This is a genomic window from Thalassovita mangrovi (assembly GCF_009857745.1).
GTDB lineage: Bacteria > Pseudomonadota > Alphaproteobacteria > Rhodobacterales > Rhodobacteraceae > Thalassobius > Thalassobius mangrovi.
The window spans coordinates 194753-210895 of record NZ_WWEN01000001.1 but is presented as its reverse complement, the minus strand read 5'-3'; the positions used below and the strand labels follow the sequence as shown (position 1 = coordinate 210895).

The window sequence follows — 16143 nt, the reverse complement described above, 5'->3', positions numbered from 1 at the left end:
GTCGTCTTATATTCTGAAAAGCGCATTTTTGGTTTACATTTATACATCTGCATACAATTATATTTGATGAAGCACGTCAGGCTCACAATTAAGTGAGGCGACGAGCCTCAGGGCGTCATGCCCATTGGGAGGAGAAAATATGACAAGACAATTCGCCGGCCGGCGTCCTTTGGGCGTTCTGGCCACAACCTCGCTCGTTCTGTTGGCAGCCCCTGCTATGGCGACCACGGGCTATTTTTCCAACGGTACAAGTGTTGAATCAAAGGGGATGGCCGGTTCCGGCGTCGCCGTCGGAACGGGTGTCATGGGGATGACCGCGAACCCCGCCATGGGCACCCGGTATCCCAATCAGGCAGGCGCCTGCCTGAGCCTGTTTTCGCCCAAGCGGTCGACCACGATCACCGGCATGGGCACCTTCGAGAGCGGCAAGGAATTCTTTCCCGTCCCCTGCGGCGGCGCCAACTGGGAGCTGAAAAACGGTTCGACCCTGGGCGTGCTGATGTACGGCAACGGCGGCATGAATACCGAATACCAGACCAACTTCTTCGGCGGCGGTGTGATTCCCGGGCCGTTGGGGGTGAATCTGGAACAGCTGTTCATCCAGGTGAACTACGCCAAGGACATGGGCAACGGGGTGTCGCTAGGTTTTGCCCCGATCATCGCCGCGCAGCGGTTTTCGGCCACCGGGCTGGCCGGTTTCGGCGGCTTTTCGGCGGATGCCACGGCGCTGACCAATAACGGCGACGACTGGTCCTTCGGCGCCGGTGCCATGGTCGGCGCGGTGATCGACGCGGGCAACGGGTTCACCTTCGGCGCCAGCTACCGGTCGCGCATCTATATGGAACCGTTCGAGAAATATTCCGGCCTGTTTGCCGAGGGCGGCGATTTCGACATCCCGGCCACCGCCAAGGTCGGCCTGTCCTACACCCCGCAAGCGAACGCGGCCTGGACCTTCAGCGCGGAATGGGAACGGATTTTCTATTCCAAGGTCGCGGCCCTGGGAAATCCCTTCCCCACCGCAGCACCGCTGGGCGCCGATGACGGCCCCGGCTTCGGCTGGGACGACATGGATGTGATCCGCATCGGCGCCGAATACCGCGCCAGCGACAAATGGACGGTGCGTGGCGGCGTGTCCTACAACACCAGCTTCACCGATTCTTCGCAGGTGACGCTGAACACGCTGGCCCCGGCGACGCCGCAATGGCACGTCGCGATCGGCGGCACGATGAAGATCAACGACCGGCGCGAATTCCACGTCTCCTACAGCCATGCCTTCGACAATTCCCTGTCGGGCGTGATGGCGCTGGACGGGGTGACGCCGATTTCCACCCAGATGAGCCAGGACGAACTGTCCGTCGCGATGACCTGGAAATGGTAATCGTCTGAATATCGGATGATGCAGCGCGGGGCCTTGCGGGGCCCCGCGTTTTCGTTCCGGTGACCGTTTCGCAGGCAGTGAATGCATCCCGGTGCTGTCCTGCATTGACCTTGCGCGGCTTCGGCCCTACTAGGCAAACATGACACAGACATCGCATGACCGCCTCCTCATCATCGACTTCGGCAGCCAGGTGACGCAGCTGATTGCGCGTCGCCTGCGCGAACTGAACGTCTATTGCGAAATCCACCCCTATCAGAACGTCACCGACGCTTTCCTGGCCGAATTCGCGCCGAAAGCGGTGATCTTCTCGGGCGGGCCCGACAGCGTGATGCGCGAAGGGTCGCCGCGGCCGCCGAAAACGGTCTATGACCTGGGCGTGCCGATCCTGGGCATCTGCTATGGCCAGCAGGTGATGATGCACGATCTCGGCGGCAAGGTGGAAGCCGGCGAACACGCCACCGCCGAATTCGGCCGCGCCTATGTGACGCCGACCGAGGACCGCACCGATCTGCTGACCGGCTGGTTCCTGGACGGATCTGGCCGCGAACAGGTCTGGATGAGCCACGGCGATCATGTGTCTGAAATCGCACCGGGTTTCGAAGTCTACGGCACTTCGCCGGGGGCGCCCTTCGCGATCACCGCCGATCTGGACCGCCGCTTCTACGCGGTGCAGTTCCACCCCGAGGTGCACCATACGCCGAACGGCAAGACGCTGTACGAGAACTTCGTGCGCGCGGCCGGGTTCAAGGGCGACTGGACCATGGGCGCCTATCGCGAGGAAGCGATCAAGCAGATCCGCGAACAGGTGGGCGACAAGAAAGTGATCTGCGGTCTGTCCGGCGGCGTCGACAGTTCGGTCGCGGCCGTTCTGATCCACGAAGCGATCGGTGATCAGTTGACCTGCGTCTTCGTCGATCACGGGCTGCTGCGCAAGAACGAGGCCGAAGAGGTCGTCACGATGTTCCGTGACAACTACAACATCCCGCTGATTCACGCCGATGAATCGGAGCTGTTCCTGGGCGAGCTGGAAGGCGTTTCCGACCCCGAGACCAAGCGCAAGACCATCGGCCGGCTGTTCATCGACGTGTTCCAGAAATACGCCGACCAGATCGAGGATGCCGAATTCCTCGCCCAGGGCACGCTGTACCCGGACGTGATCGAATCCGTGTCCTTCTCGGGCGGGCCCTCGGTCACCATCAAGTCGCACCACAACGTCGGCGGGCTGCCGGAAAAGATGGGCCTGAAACTGGTCGAGCCGCTGCGCGAGCTGTTCAAGGACGAGGTCCGCGCGCTTGGTCACGAGCTGGGTCTTCCGGCCTCTTTCATCGGCCGGCATCCCTTCCCCGGGCCGGGCCTGGCGATCCGCTGCCCTGGCGAGATCAGCCGCGACAAGCTCGACATCCTGCGCGAGGCCGATGCGGTTTATATCGACCAGATCCGCAAGCACGGGCTCTATGACGAGATCTGGCAGGCCTTCGCGGCCATCCTGCCGATGCGCACGGTGGGCGTGATGGGCGACGGGCGCACTTATGATTATGCGCTGGCGCTGCGGGCGGTGACCTCGGTCGACGGGATGACCGCGGATTATTACCCGTTCAGCCACGAATTCCTTGGCGAGACCGCGACGCGGATCATCAACGAGGTGAAGGGCGTGAACCGGGTGTTCTACGACTGCACCTCGAAACCGCCGGGCACGATCGAGCTGGAATGACGCTTGGCTGAGGGGCGTTATAGGGGGCTCTGCCCCCGTCGACCCTTGGGCGACTCCCCCGGGATATTTTAGAAAAGAAGAAGCGAGCGGGAAGATGACGGCCGGGGCGGATGTTTTGAAGGCGGCGCTGTGGATGAGCGGCGCGATTGCGTCCTTCACATCGATGGCGGTGGCCGGGCGCGCGATCAGTTTCGAACTCGATACCTTCGAGATCATGATGTATCGCAGCTTCGTCGGCATCTGCATCGTGATGAGTGTGGCGCTGGCGACAGGCAAGCTGGGCCAGGTCCGGCGCGACAATCTGGGCCTGCACCTGATCCGCAACCTGTTTCATTTCACCGGTCAGAACCTGTGGTTCTACGCCATCACCGTGATCCCGTTGGCGCAGGTCTTCGCGCTGGAATTCACCTCGCCGCTTTGGGTGGTGGTGCTGTCGCCGCTGCTGTTGGGCGAACGGATCACGCCGGTCCGGGCCACCGCCGCACTGATCGGGTTTATCGGCATCCTGATCGTCGCCCGCCCCGGCGCCGCACCGCTGGAATTCGGCCAGGCCGCGGCGGCGATGGCGGCGATCGGATTTGCCTGCACCGCGATCTTCACCCGCAAGCTGACGAAGCGGGAATCCATCATCAGCATCCTGGTCTACCTGACCGTGATGCAGGCCGTGTTCGGCGTGGTCTGCGCCGGGTACGACGGCGATATCGCGCTGCCCTCGATGCAATCGGCGCCCTGGCTGGTGCTGATCGGCTGCGCCGGGCTGCTGGCGCATTTCTGCCTGACCACGGCGCTGTCGCTGGCGCCCGCCAGCGTGGTGATGCCGATCGATTTCACCCGGCTGCCGATCGTGGCGGTCGTCGGGATGCTGGTCTACGGCGAGGTGATCGATATCTGGGTTGCCATCGGCGCACTGGTGATCTTTGCCGGCAACTACCTGAATATCTGGGGCGAAACCCGGCGCTGAGACGCGCAGGGAGCTGAGCCAGAAAGCCCCCAATCCCCCCGAAAAAACCGAAACGGTGCAAAACCGGCCCGAATGGCACGTATTTACAGCCTTGACGTGTGGTCATTGACGTTTGGTCAATCATTGACCGGTGGGTTTCCGCCGATACCCTGTCCGGCACGATAAGGGAGGAAAATCAATGAAGACTATTACAGCTGCGGTCGGCGCGATGGCGTTGACCGCCGGGGCAGCCTGTGCCGGCGGCGTGGACCGCTCCGGCCAGGGCATCGGCATCCTGTTCGAAACCGGCACCAACGTGATCGACTTTTCCTATGGCTACGCCTCGCCGAGCGTGTCGGGCGTATTCGGCGGTGCCGTCGGGTCCGGCGACATGACCGACGCGTTCAGCCAGTTCGGGCTGGGCTACAAGCGCGACCTGAACGATCAGTGGTCGATGGCGCTGATCTTCGATCAGCCCTTCGGCGCCGATGTCGCCTATCCCGCCGGCACCGGTTACCCGCTGGCCGGATCGACCGGCACGATCGACAGCAATTCGATCACCGCCGTGCTGCGCTACAAGGCCAGCGATCGGTTCAGCGTTCACGGCGGCCTGCGTGCGATCCGGACCTCGGGCAAGGTGGGGCTGACCGCCTCGGGCTATTCGATGAGCACCGACACCCAGACCGATTACGGGTTCCTGATCGGCGCCGCCTATGAGATCCCCGATATCGCGCTGCGCGCATCGCTGACCTACAATTCCGAAGTGACCCACGATCTGAACGTGGTGGAAACCGTCGCCGGCCTGGGCACCCTGCCCGCCTCGCCGATGACGACCGAGATGCCGAAATCGGTGAATTTCGATTTCCAGACCGGGATCGCGGCCGATACGCTGCTGATGTTCTCGGCCCGCTGGGTCGACTGGACCTCGTTCAACATCTCGCCCGCCGTCTATTCTTCGGTAAACGGCGCGCTGGTGGATTACGACAGCGACACGATTTCCTACAGCCTCGGGATCGGGCGCAAGTTCAACGACAAGCTGTCGGGATCGGTCATGGTCGGTTACGAGGATCAGAGCGGCGGTCTCTCCGGCAACCTCGGCCCGACCGACGGGTACACCTCTGTCGCACTGGGGCTGAAATACCAGGTCACCGACAGCACCTCGATCAGCGGCGGCGTGCGCTATGTCTGGGTCGGCGATGCCACCACCGAAACGCTGTTTTCCGACTTTTCCGGCAACAGCGCCGTGGCGGCCGGGTTCAAGATCAGCCACTCGTTCTGAGCGGTTTGAAATGCGAACAGGCAAGGCCCCGTCCAACGGCGGGGCCTTTTCCTTTGCCCCGGGTCAAAGCCATAATGATTTGACCCCCTCCGCCGTCGAAGTTAAGCCATCTGACAGGTTAACGGGGTGATGGGATGATCTATCAGAACGCAAAAGATTGGCGGGACGCGCCGAAGAAGCGGGTGCTGTTTTTCGGCATGTCGGGGCTGGGCAAGACCTATGTGTCCAACATCCTGCGCGATCACGGCGATTGGTTCCATTATTCCATCGATTACCGCATCGGCACCCGCTACATGGGCGAATATATCGCCGACAACGCCAAGCGCGAGGCGATGAAGGTGCCGTTCCTGCGCGAGCTGCTGATGTCGGATTCGATCTATATCGGGTCCAACATCACCTTCGAGAACCTGACCCCGGTGGCGGCCTATCTGGGCAAGCCGGGCGATCCGGCCAAGGGCGGGCTCACCTACGCCGAATTCACCCGCCGCCAGGACCAGTTCCGCCAGGCCGAGATCAAGGCGCTGATGGATACGCCCTATTTCATCGAACGCGCGGAAGCCCTGTACGGCTATCCGCATTTCATCTGCGATACCGGCGGGTCGATCTGCGAATGGGTCGATCCCGAGGATTCCAATGACACGGTTCTGAAAGCGCTGGCCAATGCGACGCTGATGATCTGGATCAAGGGCGACGAGGCCCATACCGAGGAACTGATCCGCCGCTTCGACAAGGCGCCGAAACCGATGTCCTACCAGCCCGCCTTCCTCGACCGGGTCTGGCACGAATACCTCGACCTGTTCAAGAAGACCGAGGAACAGGTCGATCCCGACGATTTCATCCGCTGGACCTATGCCCAGGCGCTGGCGCACCGGCAGCCGCGCTATGCGGCGATGGCGGAAAACTGGGGCGTCACCGTCAGCGCCGACGAAATCGCCCGGGTCAAGACCGCCGAAGATTTCGATGACTTAATTGCGAGCGCACTTGAGCGCAGCTGACCCCGCCCTAACTGACCCTTTCCAACCCCCTACCGGAGCCTGAAAATGCCGATCAAACTTCCTGCCGACCTTCCCGCCTACGACGTGCTTTCGCGCGAGGGCGTGATGGTCATGCCGGAAAGCGCGGCGGAAAAGCAGGATATCCGACCGATCCGCATCGGGCTTCTGAACCTGATGCCGAAGAAGATCCAGACCGAGAACCAGTTCGCCCGTCTGATCGGCGCGACGCCGCTGCAGATCGATTTTCACCTGATCCGGATGAGCGAGCACCAGACCAAGAACACCGCCGCCGACCATATGGAGGCCTTCTACAAGCCCTTCAGCGAGGTCGAGGAAGCAGGCACCAAGTTCGACGGGCTGATCATCACCGGCGCGCCGATCGAACATCTGGAGTTCGATGAGGTCACCTATTGGGACGAGCTGACCCGGATCTTCGACTGGACCCAGACCCATGTGCATTCCACCTTCGGCGTCTGCTGGGGCGGCATGGCGATGATCAATTACTTCCACGGCGTGCCGAAACATATCCTCGATCACAAGGCCTTCGGCTGCATCCGGCACCGCAACTGCGCACCGGCCTCGCCCTACCTGCGCGGATTTTCCGACGATATGGTGATCCCGGTCAGCCGCTGGACCGAACTGCGCCGAGACGAAATCGAGGCCGCGGGCCTGCCGATCCTGATCGATTCCGACGAAACCGGCCCGGCGCTGGTCGAGGACCCGAAGCACCGGGCGCTTTATGTGTTCAACCACTTCGAATATGACAGCAACACGCTGAAGGAAGAATACGACCGCGACGTCGCTAACGGCACCCCGATCAACGTGCCGGCCAATTATTACCCCGACGACGATCCCAGCAAGCAACCGCAGAACCGCTGGCGCAGCCATGCGCATCTGCTGTTCGGCAACTGGATTTCGGAGATTTACCTGACCACGCCCTTCGACATGGATCAGATCGGTCAGGCCAGCACCGACTGGCGGAACAAGTAACCGGGGGCGCGCATGTCCGCCCTGGCCTTCACGCTTGCGCCGCTGGCCGCGCTTGGCTGGGGCGCGGTGCTGCGCCGGGCGGCGCGCAACGAGGCGCGGGCCGAGGCCGATTATCCGCCCGAGGGGGAACTGCTGACGATCGACGGGCACCGGGTGCACGCGGTGGTCCGGGGCAGCGGCCCCGACCTGGTGCTGATCCACGGCATGTCGGGCAATACCCGCGATTTCACCCATGCTCTGGCCGGACGTCTGGCGCGCGATTACCGGGTCATCGTCTTCGACCGTCCCGGCCTGGGCTACAGCGATCCGGTTGAGGTCAAAGGCGTCGGCCTAGACCGGCAGGCACAACTGCTGCAGAGGGCGGCGTCGGAGCTGGGGGCCGAGCGCCCCATCGTGTTGGGCCAGTCCTATGGCGGCGCGGTGGCGCTGGCCTGGGCGGTGCGCCATCCGGGCAATGTCGCCGCCCTGGTGCCGGTGTCTGCCCCGTCGCAGACCTGGGACGGCAAGGCGCCGCTGCTTTACCGCGTCACCTCTTCGCCGCTGCTTGGCCCGGTGACGATCCCGGCGCTGACCGCCTTCGTGCGCGAGGGGCTGGTGAACCGGCAAATGGCCGCGATCTTCGGCCCGCAGCAGCCGCCCGAGGGGTATGGCGCCCATGTCGGCGCGGGGCTGACCCTGCGGCGCGGGTCGATGCGGGTCAACGCGCAGCACCGGATGGCGCTGAACGAAGACATCCGCGCCCTGGTCCCGCATTACGGCGACATCGCGGTGCCGGTGGAAATCCTGCATGGCGATGCCGACACCACGGTGGGGATTGATATCCATTCCACCCCACTGGCACGGCAAATCCCCGGCGCACGGCTGACCGCCCTGCCCGGCGTCGGCCACATGCCCCACCACGTCGCCCAGGACGAGGTGATCGCGGCGATCCACCGGGCCGCGGCCAGAGCCGGATTGCGCTGATCCCCATATCCCCCCATATTGAATCTAAAGAATAAAGGAGAGGCGGGATGGACTTGCCCTTTGACGGAGCGATCAGCGCGTTTTTCGAACACGAAGCGCCCAAGGACATTCGCAACGCCATCAAGCGCGGCGACAAGGATGATATCCTGAACCCCGATTACCCCCATCTGGAACGGATGCGGCGCAAGCAATACGAAAAGGACCTGCTGGCGCTGCAGATCGAACTGGCGAAAATGCAAAGCTGGGCCAAGGAATCGGGCGCCCGCATCGCGCTTTTGTTCGAAGGCCGCGACGCCGCCGGCAAGGGCGGCACCATCAAGCGGTTCCGCGAAAACCTCAACCCGCGTGGCGCCCGGTTGGTGGCGCTGCCGAAACCCACCGAAAAAGAAGCCAGCCAGTGGTATTTCCAGCGCTATGTCGATCACCTGCCCGCGGGCGGCGAAATCGTGTTCTTCGACCGCAGCTGGTACAATCGCGGCGTGGTGGAAAAGGTGTTCGGGTTTTGCACCGACGATCAGCGGGCGCATTTCTTCAGCCAGGTGCCGGAATTCGAAAAGATGCTGGTGGATGAAGGCATCCTGCTGTTCAAGTTCTGGCTCAATGTCGGTCGGGCCGAGCAGCTGAAGCGGTTCCTGGCGCGCGAACGCGATCCGCTGAAGCAATGGAAGCTGAGCTGGATCGATGTCGAGGGGCTGAAACGGTGGCACGACTATTCCACCGCGATCAGCGAAACCCTGTCGCTCAGCCATACCCTGCACGCGCCCTGGACCGTGATCCGGTCCGATGACAAGAAACGCGCCCGGCTGTCGGCGATGCGCCACGTTCTGCGCGCCATCGATTACGACCGCAAGGACGTCAAGGCACTTGGCGAGCTGGACAAATCGATCTGCGGCGGACCGGAAATCTGGGATGCGTAAGAAACGCGGATATCACCACGGCAACCTGCGCCAGGCGCTGGTCGACGCGGCGCTGGAGCTGATCGAGGAAAAGGGCCCCACCGGGTTCACCCTGTCCGAGGCGGCGAAACAGGCGGGCGTGACCCCGGCGGCCGTTTACCGCCATTTCGCCGGGCGCGAAGACCTGATCGCCGAAGCGGCGCGGCAGGGATACGAGATTTTCGGCGACGTGATCCAATACGCCTATGACACCGGACAACCCTCGGCCCTGGCCGCGTTCGAGGCGACGGGCCGCGCCTATCTGGCCTTCGCGCGCAAATATCCCGGCCATTACATCGCGATGTTCGAAAGCGGTATATCGGTCAACCGCACCCCGGAACTGGCGGCGGCGGCGCATCGTGCGCGCGGTGTGCTGGAACGGGCGGCAAGCGACCTGTCGCAGCATATCCCGCCGGAAAAACGCCCCCCCGCCAGCATGTTTTCCGCCCATATCTGGGCGATGAGCCATGGCGTGGTGGAACTGTTCCTGCGCAATTCCCCGGGCACGCAATCGCCCTTCCCCGCCGATGAGCTGCTGGAAAGCGGCATCGGGATCTACCTGCGCGGGCTGGGCCTGATCGAACCCGATCGCTGATTTTTTTCGCAACGATGCCAAATTCTTACGCCCGGGGCGGTTCCGCTATGGACCTTCCCGGGCATCTTAACTAATAAATTCACTCGGGTTTATTAGCCAGCTTCCTTGCCAGCAAGAAACGAACCGAACACCGCGCGGCCCCGGCCGACGCGGGTGAATGATATTTGCCTGAACAAAGGGACAGGATAATGAACGCAAAACTGACCATCGCCGCCGCTTCGGCGCTTGCATTGCTGCCGTTCGCGGCTCAAGCCGACGGGCTGGCACTGACCGCCGGCGTCGCCGCCACCGCCGCTTTCGACACCACCGACGGGCTGGAGCACGTCGAGAACACCGTCGAGGGCTATATCGAAGCCGAACTGAACGGCTTCCACGGCGGCATCTGGATCGGCTCGCTCTATGACGATCCGACCGATGACTTCGAATACGAACTGTCGCTGGGCTATGGCGCCGACATCAACGACACCTTCGCCTATGACATCACCGCGACCGGCTATTACCTGGATGACGGTGGCTATCAGAACTACGACATCGCCGTGGAACTGGCGGCGGCGCTGAGCGACAACGCAGGCGCGGCCTTCGGCCTGGCCTGGGACCCGGACGCGGAAACGCTCGAAACGACCCTGGGCCTGGAATACGCGCTGACCGACAAGATCACCATCGCCGGTGAAGTCGGCCACAGCGAAGCCGACGACAACAACTTCGGCGAAATCGGCGTCAGCTACGCGCTGACCGACAGCGCCGCGGTCGAGCTGCTGTATGAAGACGCAGACGACGACGACGGCACCCTGTCGCTGACCGTGTCCTACGACTTCGGCCTGCTGGGCGGCTGATCCCTGCACGGTTCCGATCAAGCTCAGGCGGGTCCCTCGGGCCCGCCTTTTTTCATGGCGTCATGGCCGATGCGCAGAGCGGCCAAAGAAAAAGGCCGCCCCAAGGACGGCCTTTCCCAATTCTGTGTTCCGTAGGAAGCGGATTAACGCTTCGAGAACTGGAACGAACGGCGGGCTTTGCGCTTACCGAATTTCTTACGTTCCACAACACGCGAGTCGCGGGTCAGGAAACCGGCGGCTTTCAGCGGCGCGCGCAGCGACGGATCGTACAGCTGCAGGGCCTTGGAAATGCCGTGCTTCACAGCACCGGCCTGACCGGTCAGACCGCCGCCCTTGACGGTGGCGACCACGTCGAATTCACCTTCGACGCCGGCAATCTGGAACGGCTGACGCAGGATCAGCTGCAGCACCGGACGTGCGAAATAGGTGTCCTGGTCCTTGCCGTTGACGGTGACCTTGCCGGAACCCGGCTTGATCCAGACGCGTGCGACGGCGTCCTTCCGCTTGCCGGTGGCATAGGAACGGCCCAGTTCGTCACGAACGGGTTCGCGGGAGATTTCGATTTCAACGGCGGGGGCGGCTGCACCGGCCACGGCACCCAGCTCTTCGAGCGAATTGATTTGATCGGTCATCGATTAGCTCCGGGTGTTTTTCGAGTTCATGACTTTGACGTCCAGAACTTCGGGGTTCTGGGCTTCATGCGGGTGCTCGGCACCGGCATAGACGCGCAGGTTGGTCATCTGCTTGCGGCTCAGGCGGTTGCCCGGCAGCATGCGCTTGACGGCTGCGGTCACGACGCGCTCAGGGTATGCACCTTCCAGCAGCTGGCCTGCGGTACGGCTCTTGATGCCGCCCGGGTGGCCGGTGTGCCAGTAGTAGTTCTTGTCCGAACGTTTCTTGCCGGTCAGCTGGATCTTGTCAGCGTTGATGACAATCACGTTGTCGCCCATGTCCATATGGGGGGTGAAGGTCGCCTTGTGCTTACCGCGCAGGCGCATGGCAACGATCGAAGCGAGACGGCCCAGAACGACGCCTTCCGCGTCGATCACGATCCATTTCTTCTCGATGTCTGCCGGAGTAGCAGAGAAAGTTTTCATCGCGGGATTACCCTTGGTTCAGTGAAGGAGACGGGCAAACGCCCGCATTCCGAATTCGATTGCGGGGTTATACAGGGCGGAATTTTCCCGTCAAGCGGCACAATCAGCAAATAAATACGCCATTTCAATAACTTATAAAATAGGTATTATTTTACCCCACGATTTCGACCGAATTTTCTCAAACGCCGATCTCATCTCTCGGATTGTCCAGCAGCCTGCGCAGACGGATGATCCCGGCTTCATAGCATTCCTGGTCGACCAGGCCGTTCACCGCGATCCGCACCGCATGGGGGGCACGGGCATCGCGCAGGGTGAATTCCTCGGCCCCTTTCAGAATGACATTCTGTTCCTCGGCAGCCCGCAGGAAGGTCGAAGCCCGCCAGCCCTGCGGCAATTTCAGCCACAGAAACGGCACGTCTTCGTTCCAGGTCACATCATAGCCGCCCAGATGATTGACGGTCATCCGCACCAGTTCGTTGATCCGCGCCCGCACCCGCGCGGCGACGCTCAGCAATCGCGGATCGGACATGATGTTCAGGCTCAGTTCGGTCAGCGGCCGCGACATGCCGAAATGGTTGAAGGCGGCGGTGCGGGCCAGATCGTTCACCCGGTCGCGCGGCGCCACCACGTAACCGACCCGGAGCGATGGCGTCAGCGTTTTCGACAGCGACGACACGTACCAGCCGAAATCCGGCACCAGAGAGTGGTAGCTTTCGGCGCGATGCGCCCCGATCGCATAGCAATCGTCATCCAGCACGTTCAGCCCAAGCCGCTGCGCCAGCGCGGCGATTTCGCGGCGGCGCCGGTCGCTGGTGAAGCGCAGCGTGGGATTGTTCACCTCGGAAGAGGTACAAAACAATTGTACCCCCTGATCGCGCACCGCCTGCTCCAGGCAATCGACGATCGGGCCCTCGTCGTCGCATTCGACACCCACAACCCGGGCGCGGCTCAATTCGGCGGCGCGGCGGAATCCGGGATAGGTCATGCATTCCACCGCCACCGCCGGATCGGGGCCGCGCAGAACGGTCTGCATCACCAGCGTCACTGCGCTTTGCGCGCCATGGGCCAGGACCATGTCCTCGGCGGTGAAGTTGCCGATCGGCAGGTCGGTCATCCAGCGCCGCAAGGCCCGCCGCAACGGCAGGTCCATCGCCCGGTTCGGATAGGTCAGCAGATCTTCGGCCGCGATTGAATCGGCGGTTTCCCGCATCGCGTCCCGCAGCATCTTGCTTTGGCCGACATCGGGCAATTGCGGGCTGCGCAGATTCAGCATCTGCGGCCAGGAATGGGCCGGATCGGTCGTGGCCTGGGGTTCGGCGACGAAGGTGCCGCGCCCGACCCCGGCCTGCAGCACGCCTTCGTCGGTCAGGGTCGAATAGGCCCGCGCCACCGTGCCCGGGGTGACCGACAGCTGATAGGCTAGTTCGCGCACCGGCGGCAGCCTTTCGCCGCTGTTCAGCAATCCCTCGGCCACCGCGTCGCGGATATTGTCGGCCAGCGCCTTGTATTTCGATTTGCCAGTCGCGCTCAGATCAGGCGCCCAATTTGTACCCATAACAATGTTTTTCTGGACCGATTGTTACACCAATTGTATCCATGCACCAGTAGCAATCCCGCTACATTGTGTCAATACATTTGAAGGAGTCGCTCCATGACACAGCAACAGCCGATCCTCGCCGCAGAAATTCTCAACTACGACCTTGGGCTGAACGCCCCTGTCGTTGCACGCTTTGCGCTTGTATTTGCTGTGACTGTCACTAAATGGAACATGCGACACCGCACCCGCAAAGCGCTGGCCGATATGCCCGACAGCCTGCTTCGCGATATCGGGATGACACGTGACGAGGCTTATACGGAGGCCCGTCGCCCGTTCTGGCGCGCATGACGTCCCCGTCCACGCCAGGGCGTACTGGAAGCCGGGGTTCTTACCCCGGCTTTTTTTCCGCCCGGCCAAGCGCCAGGAAGCGGCTCTCGAAACCCCTGAAGCTCAGATCGGCGATCAGCACCGACAACGCGCTGTAGCAGGCCAAGATCGGCCAGCCATTGCCGATCCCGAGCGCACCAAGCGCAAGCGTTGCGAAATGCAGCGCGAAGAGGTGGTACAGGTAGATGCCATAGCTCACCTGCCCGACGCGCCGGACCGGCGGCCAGCTCAGCAATCCGTGCATCCCGTTATCTTCACGCACCACCAGCGCGGCCAGGGCCAGCGCCATGGTCAGATGCAGCGCCAGGTTGGGCCATCCGTTCAGGTCGAAGGGCAGCAGCTGCAACACCACGATGACCGCCAGCATCCACAGCACCGCCGCCGGCCGGGCGCCGCAGATTGCATGGATCGCCGCGAAACCGCGCGGCACATGCATCACGACCGCCAGCAGCGACCCCAGCAGGATCGGCGCATAAGTCGCTGTCGGCAGGGCGATATGCAGGATGCCGATATCGAAGGGCACGATCCCCACAAGCGCCAGCACCCCGGCCCCGCCCGCCACGTTGGCCGCGATGGCCAGCACCAGCACCGGCACGATCCAGCGCCGCGGCAGGACCATCAGGACCAGCGGCCAGATCAGGTAATATTGCTCCTCCACCGCCAGCGACCATGTCGGGTCGAGCAGCGGAATGTCCCCGACCAGGAAATTCGACAGGAACAGGTAATAATAGGGCAGCAGTCCGGCCCATTGCCCCTGCCCTTTCCAGCCGATGAAATAGCCAGCCGCCAGTGTCACCACCAGGAAATAGACCGGCACGATCCGCAGGATGCGCCTTTTATAGAACCCGCGCAGGGAAAAGCCGCCCGTTGCCGCCTCTTCGCGCAGCAGCAGCGTGGTGATCAGGTAACCGCTGAGCACGAAGAAGAAATCCACCCCGGCAAAGCCGCGCCCGGCCAGTTGCAGATGATCCAGATAGGCTGGCGTCAGCGGCGAATGGTGCCACAGCACCGCCCCGATACACAGGGCGCGCAGCCCATCGAGGCTGCCGAACCGGGTGGTGGCGCGATAGGCCTGAAAGGCGCGAAAGGCGGCATTGCGATCGTTTCTGTCCGCGATGTCGGTTCCCGTCACGGCATATCCCTTTCACTGCCTGCAGGGCTGTCCTAGCACGTTTTATCCCGCCCGCCCATCTCAGCGCGGCGGGATCGAATAGGTCATCGAGGCGCGCGCCACCGGCGCCTCCACCCCCTCGGAATAGATCAGCACGTCGCCCACCGCCAACACGCGCCCCAGTTTCAGCAGCCTGCAGTCGGCGATCAGGTCGGTTTCGGCGGCCGGTTTGCGCATGAAATCCATCGAACAGTTGGTGGTCACCGCCAGCGCCTGCGGCCCGATCATCGCCAGCACCGCCATGTAGACGGCGCAATCGGCCAGCGCGAACATCGACGGGCCCGACACGGTGCCGCCCGGGCGCAGGTGGCGGTCCGCGATCTTCATCCGTACCCGCACCCGCATGTCGCCGATCTCCTCGATCTCGAAGTCGTCCTTCACCTGCGGAAATACCGTTGCCAGGAACTCCATCAATTCGGGCGCCGTCATTTTTGCCGCCATATCTTCCCTCCCTCAATTTCTGCGCCTAGAGTTGCCCGCGAGGAATGAGGAGGACAAGATGGCATTACTGGAACGTCACGACACGGGCGCGGTTGCGCGGCTGACACTGAACAATCCCGACAAGCTGAACCCGCTGAGCGACGCGATGCTGGCCGCGCTGCAGGACGAATTCGACCGGCTGGCCGGGGACACGTCGATTCGCGCCATCACCCTGGGCGGCGCGGGCAAGGTGTTCTGCGCCGGGCACGACCTGAAGGAAATGACCGCGGGCCGCCAGGCCGAAGACGGCGGCAAGGCCTATTTCAAGGACCTGTTCGACCGCTGCGCGCGGATGATGATGACGATCCAGAAACTGCCGCAGCCGGTGATCGCCCAGCCGCACGGCATCGCCACTGCAGCCGGGTGCCAATTGGTCGCCGCCTGCGACATGGCCGTCGCTGCCGAGGGCACCCGTTTCGGCGTCAATGGCGTCAATATCGGGTTGTTCTGTTCGACCCCGATGGTGGCGCTGTCGCGTAACATCCCGCGCAAGCAGGCGTTCGAGATGCTGACCACCGGGCAATTCATCAACGCCGAAAAGGCAGAGGCGCTTGGCCTGGTCAACAAGGTCGTGCCGCATGACGACCTAGACGCCGCGACGCTGGAACTGGCCGAACTGGTCGCATCGAAGCTCGGCGCGGCGGTGAAGATCGGCAAGGAGGCGTTTTACAACCAGATTCAGATGCCGGTGGCCGAGGCCTACGATTACGCGGGCGACGTGATGGCGCAGAACATGCTTTATCGCGACACCGAAGAAGGCATTTCCGCCTTCCTGGAAAAACGCCCGCCGGATTGGGATCAGTGATCCCGATCCGGGCGCGGTGCCCGGAGTTTCGGCAAACTCCCGAATAG

At 62.8% G+C, this 16143-nt stretch carries 17 protein-coding genes; 12 read left to right on the top strand and 5 right to left on the bottom strand.

Annotated elements, in window-relative coordinates:
- The first annotated feature begins 139 nt into the window (after positions 1 to 139).
- From GR167_RS01030 to GR167_RS00985, 10 genes are all read left to right on the top strand, one after another.
- The gene (locus GR167_RS01030; RefSeq protein WP_306419538.1) at positions 140 to 1378 is read left to right on the top strand and encodes an OmpP1/FadL family transporter; all 1239 of its coding nucleotides are present in this window, start codon (positions 140 to 142) and stop codon (positions 1376 to 1378) included.
- A 139-nt stretch (positions 1379 to 1517) separates the two neighbouring features.
- Positions 1518 to 3089 carry a glutamine-hydrolyzing GMP synthase gene (gene guaA, locus GR167_RS01025; protein ID WP_160971581.1) on the top strand — a complete coding sequence of 524 codons (1572 nt, stop codon included), beginning with the start codon at positions 1518 to 1520 and terminating at the stop codon, positions 3087 to 3089.
- A 94-nt stretch (positions 3090 to 3183) separates the two neighbouring features.
- Positions 3184 to 4050: a DMT family transporter gene (locus GR167_RS01020; protein ID WP_160971580.1), complete on the top strand. Its 867-nt coding sequence runs from the start codon at positions 3184 to 3186 to the stop codon at positions 4048 to 4050.
- Positions 4051 to 4228: 178 nt separating this feature from the next.
- A complete protein-coding gene (locus GR167_RS01015; RefSeq protein ID WP_160971579.1) occupies positions 4229 to 5308 on the top strand; it encodes an OmpP1/FadL family transporter in 1080 nt (359 codons plus the stop codon).
- 134 nt (positions 5309 to 5442) lie between these two features.
- On the top strand, positions 5443 to 6303 hold the full coding sequence (locus tag GR167_RS01010) for an ATPase (RefSeq protein WP_160971578.1): 861 nt from the start codon (positions 5443 to 5445) through the stop codon (positions 6301 to 6303).
- A gap of 45 nt (positions 6304 to 6348) precedes the next feature.
- Positions 6349 to 7293: a homoserine O-succinyltransferase gene (locus GR167_RS01005; protein ID WP_160971577.1), complete on the top strand. Its 945-nt coding sequence runs from the start codon at positions 6349 to 6351 to the stop codon at positions 7291 to 7293.
- Positions 7294 to 7305: 12 nt separating this feature from the next.
- The gene (locus tag GR167_RS01000) at positions 7306 to 8256 is read left to right on the top strand and encodes an alpha/beta fold hydrolase (RefSeq protein WP_160971576.1); all 951 of its coding nucleotides are present in this window, start codon (positions 7306 to 7308) and stop codon (positions 8254 to 8256) included.
- Positions 8257 to 8303: 47 nt separating this feature from the next.
- The gene (gene ppk2, locus GR167_RS00995; protein WP_160971575.1) at positions 8304 to 9173 is read left to right on the top strand and encodes a polyphosphate kinase 2; all 870 of its coding nucleotides are present in this window, start codon (positions 8304 to 8306) and stop codon (positions 9171 to 9173) included.
- Positions 9166 to 9786, top strand: coding sequence for a TetR/AcrR family transcriptional regulator (locus tag GR167_RS00990; protein WP_160971574.1), 621 nt, complete (start codon positions 9166 to 9168; stop codon positions 9784 to 9786). The genes ppk2 and GR167_RS00990 overlap by 8 nt, the downstream gene beginning before the upstream one ends.
- A 188-nt stretch (positions 9787 to 9974) precedes the next feature.
- A complete protein-coding gene (locus GR167_RS00985) occupies positions 9975 to 10619 on the top strand; it encodes a TorF family putative porin (RefSeq protein WP_160971573.1) in 645 nt (214 codons plus the stop codon).
- 143 nt (positions 10620 to 10762) lie between these two features.
- On the opposite strand, the gene rpsI is transcribed toward GR167_RS00985, so the two are convergent.
- From rpsI to GR167_RS00970, 3 genes are all read right to left on the bottom strand, one after another.
- The gene (gene rpsI, locus GR167_RS00980; RefSeq protein WP_160971572.1) at positions 10763 to 11251 is read right to left on the bottom strand and encodes a 30S ribosomal protein S9; all 489 of its coding nucleotides are present in this window, start codon (positions 11249 to 11251) and stop codon (positions 10763 to 10765) included.
- 3 nt (positions 11252 to 11254) lie between these two features.
- Positions 11255 to 11716: a 50S ribosomal protein L13 gene (gene rplM, locus GR167_RS00975; protein ID WP_160971571.1), complete on the bottom strand. Its 462-nt coding sequence runs from the start codon at positions 11714 to 11716 to the stop codon at positions 11255 to 11257.
- Positions 11717 to 11894: 178 nt separating this feature from the next.
- The gene (locus GR167_RS00970; RefSeq protein ID WP_160971570.1) at positions 11895 to 13271 is read right to left on the bottom strand and encodes an aminotransferase-like domain-containing protein; all 1377 of its coding nucleotides are present in this window, start codon (positions 13269 to 13271) and stop codon (positions 11895 to 11897) included.
- Positions 13272 to 13367: 96 nt separating this feature from the next.
- Between GR167_RS00970 and GR167_RS00965 the strand changes: the two genes are divergently transcribed.
- Positions 13368 to 13601, top strand: coding sequence for a DUF1127 domain-containing protein (locus GR167_RS00965; protein ID WP_160971569.1), 234 nt, complete (start codon positions 13368 to 13370; stop codon positions 13599 to 13601).
- Positions 13602 to 13641: 40 nt separating this feature from the next.
- On the opposite strand, the gene GR167_RS00960 is transcribed toward GR167_RS00965, so the two are convergent.
- Positions 13642 to 14772, bottom strand: coding sequence for an acyltransferase family protein (locus GR167_RS00960; RefSeq protein ID WP_370741208.1), 1131 nt, complete (start codon positions 14770 to 14772; stop codon positions 13642 to 13644).
- Positions 14773 to 14832: 60 nt separating this feature from the next.
- On the bottom strand, positions 14833 to 15252 hold the full coding sequence (locus tag GR167_RS00955; protein WP_160971568.1) for a PaaI family thioesterase: 420 nt from the start codon (positions 15250 to 15252) through the stop codon (positions 14833 to 14835).
- A 31-nt stretch (positions 15253 to 15283) separates the two neighbouring features.
- Between GR167_RS00955 and GR167_RS00950 the strand changes: the two genes are divergently transcribed.
- A complete protein-coding gene (locus GR167_RS00950; RefSeq protein WP_268894203.1) occupies positions 15284 to 16096 on the top strand; it encodes an enoyl-CoA hydratase in 813 nt (270 codons plus the stop codon).
- Positions 16097 to 16143 lie beyond the last annotated feature (47 nt).

What these genes read in the sequence shown, in the direction of transcription:
- GR167_RS01030 (WP_306419538.1), top strand. Translation starts at nt 140, where the DNA reads ATGACAAGACAATTCGCCGGCCGGCGTCCTTTGGGCGTTCTGGCCACA.
- guaA (WP_160971581.1), top strand. Translation starts at nt 1,518, where the DNA reads ATGACACAGACATCGCATGACCGCCTCCTCATCATCGACTTCGGCAGC.
- GR167_RS01020 (WP_160971580.1), top strand. Translation starts at nt 3,184, where the DNA reads ATGACGGCCGGGGCGGATGTTTTGAAGGCGGCGCTGTGGATGAGCGGC.
- GR167_RS01015 (WP_160971579.1), top strand. Translation starts at nt 4,229, where the DNA reads ATGAAGACTATTACAGCTGCGGTCGGCGCGATGGCGTTGACCGCCGGG.
- GR167_RS01010 (WP_160971578.1), top strand. Translation starts at nt 5,443, where the DNA reads ATGATCTATCAGAACGCAAAAGATTGGCGGGACGCGCCGAAGAAGCGG.
- GR167_RS01005 (WP_160971577.1), top strand. Translation starts at nt 6,349, where the DNA reads ATGCCGATCAAACTTCCTGCCGACCTTCCCGCCTACGACGTGCTTTCG.
- GR167_RS01000 (WP_160971576.1), top strand. Translation starts at nt 7,306, where the DNA reads ATGTCCGCCCTGGCCTTCACGCTTGCGCCGCTGGCCGCGCTTGGCTGG.
- ppk2 (WP_160971575.1), top strand. Translation starts at nt 8,304, where the DNA reads ATGGACTTGCCCTTTGACGGAGCGATCAGCGCGTTTTTCGAACACGAA.
- GR167_RS00990 (WP_160971574.1), top strand. Translation starts at nt 9,166, where the DNA reads ATGCGTAAGAAACGCGGATATCACCACGGCAACCTGCGCCAGGCGCTG.
- GR167_RS00985 (WP_160971573.1), top strand. Translation starts at nt 9,975, where the DNA reads ATGAACGCAAAACTGACCATCGCCGCCGCTTCGGCGCTTGCATTGCTG.
- rpsI (WP_160971572.1), bottom strand. Translation starts at nt 11,251, where the DNA reads ATGACCGATCAAATCAATTCGCTCGAAGAGCTGGGTGCCGTGGCCGGT.
- rplM (WP_160971571.1), bottom strand. Translation starts at nt 11,716, where the DNA reads ATGAAAACTTTCTCTGCTACTCCGGCAGACATCGAGAAGAAATGGATC.
- GR167_RS00970 (WP_160971570.1), bottom strand. Translation starts at nt 13,271, where the DNA reads ATGGGTACAAATTGGGCGCCTGATCTGAGCGCGACTGGCAAATCGAAA.
- GR167_RS00965 (WP_160971569.1), top strand. Translation starts at nt 13,368, where the DNA reads ATGACACAGCAACAGCCGATCCTCGCCGCAGAAATTCTCAACTACGAC.
- GR167_RS00955 (WP_160971568.1), bottom strand. Translation starts at nt 15,252, where the DNA reads ATGGCGGCAAAAATGACGGCGCCCGAATTGATGGAGTTCCTGGCAACG.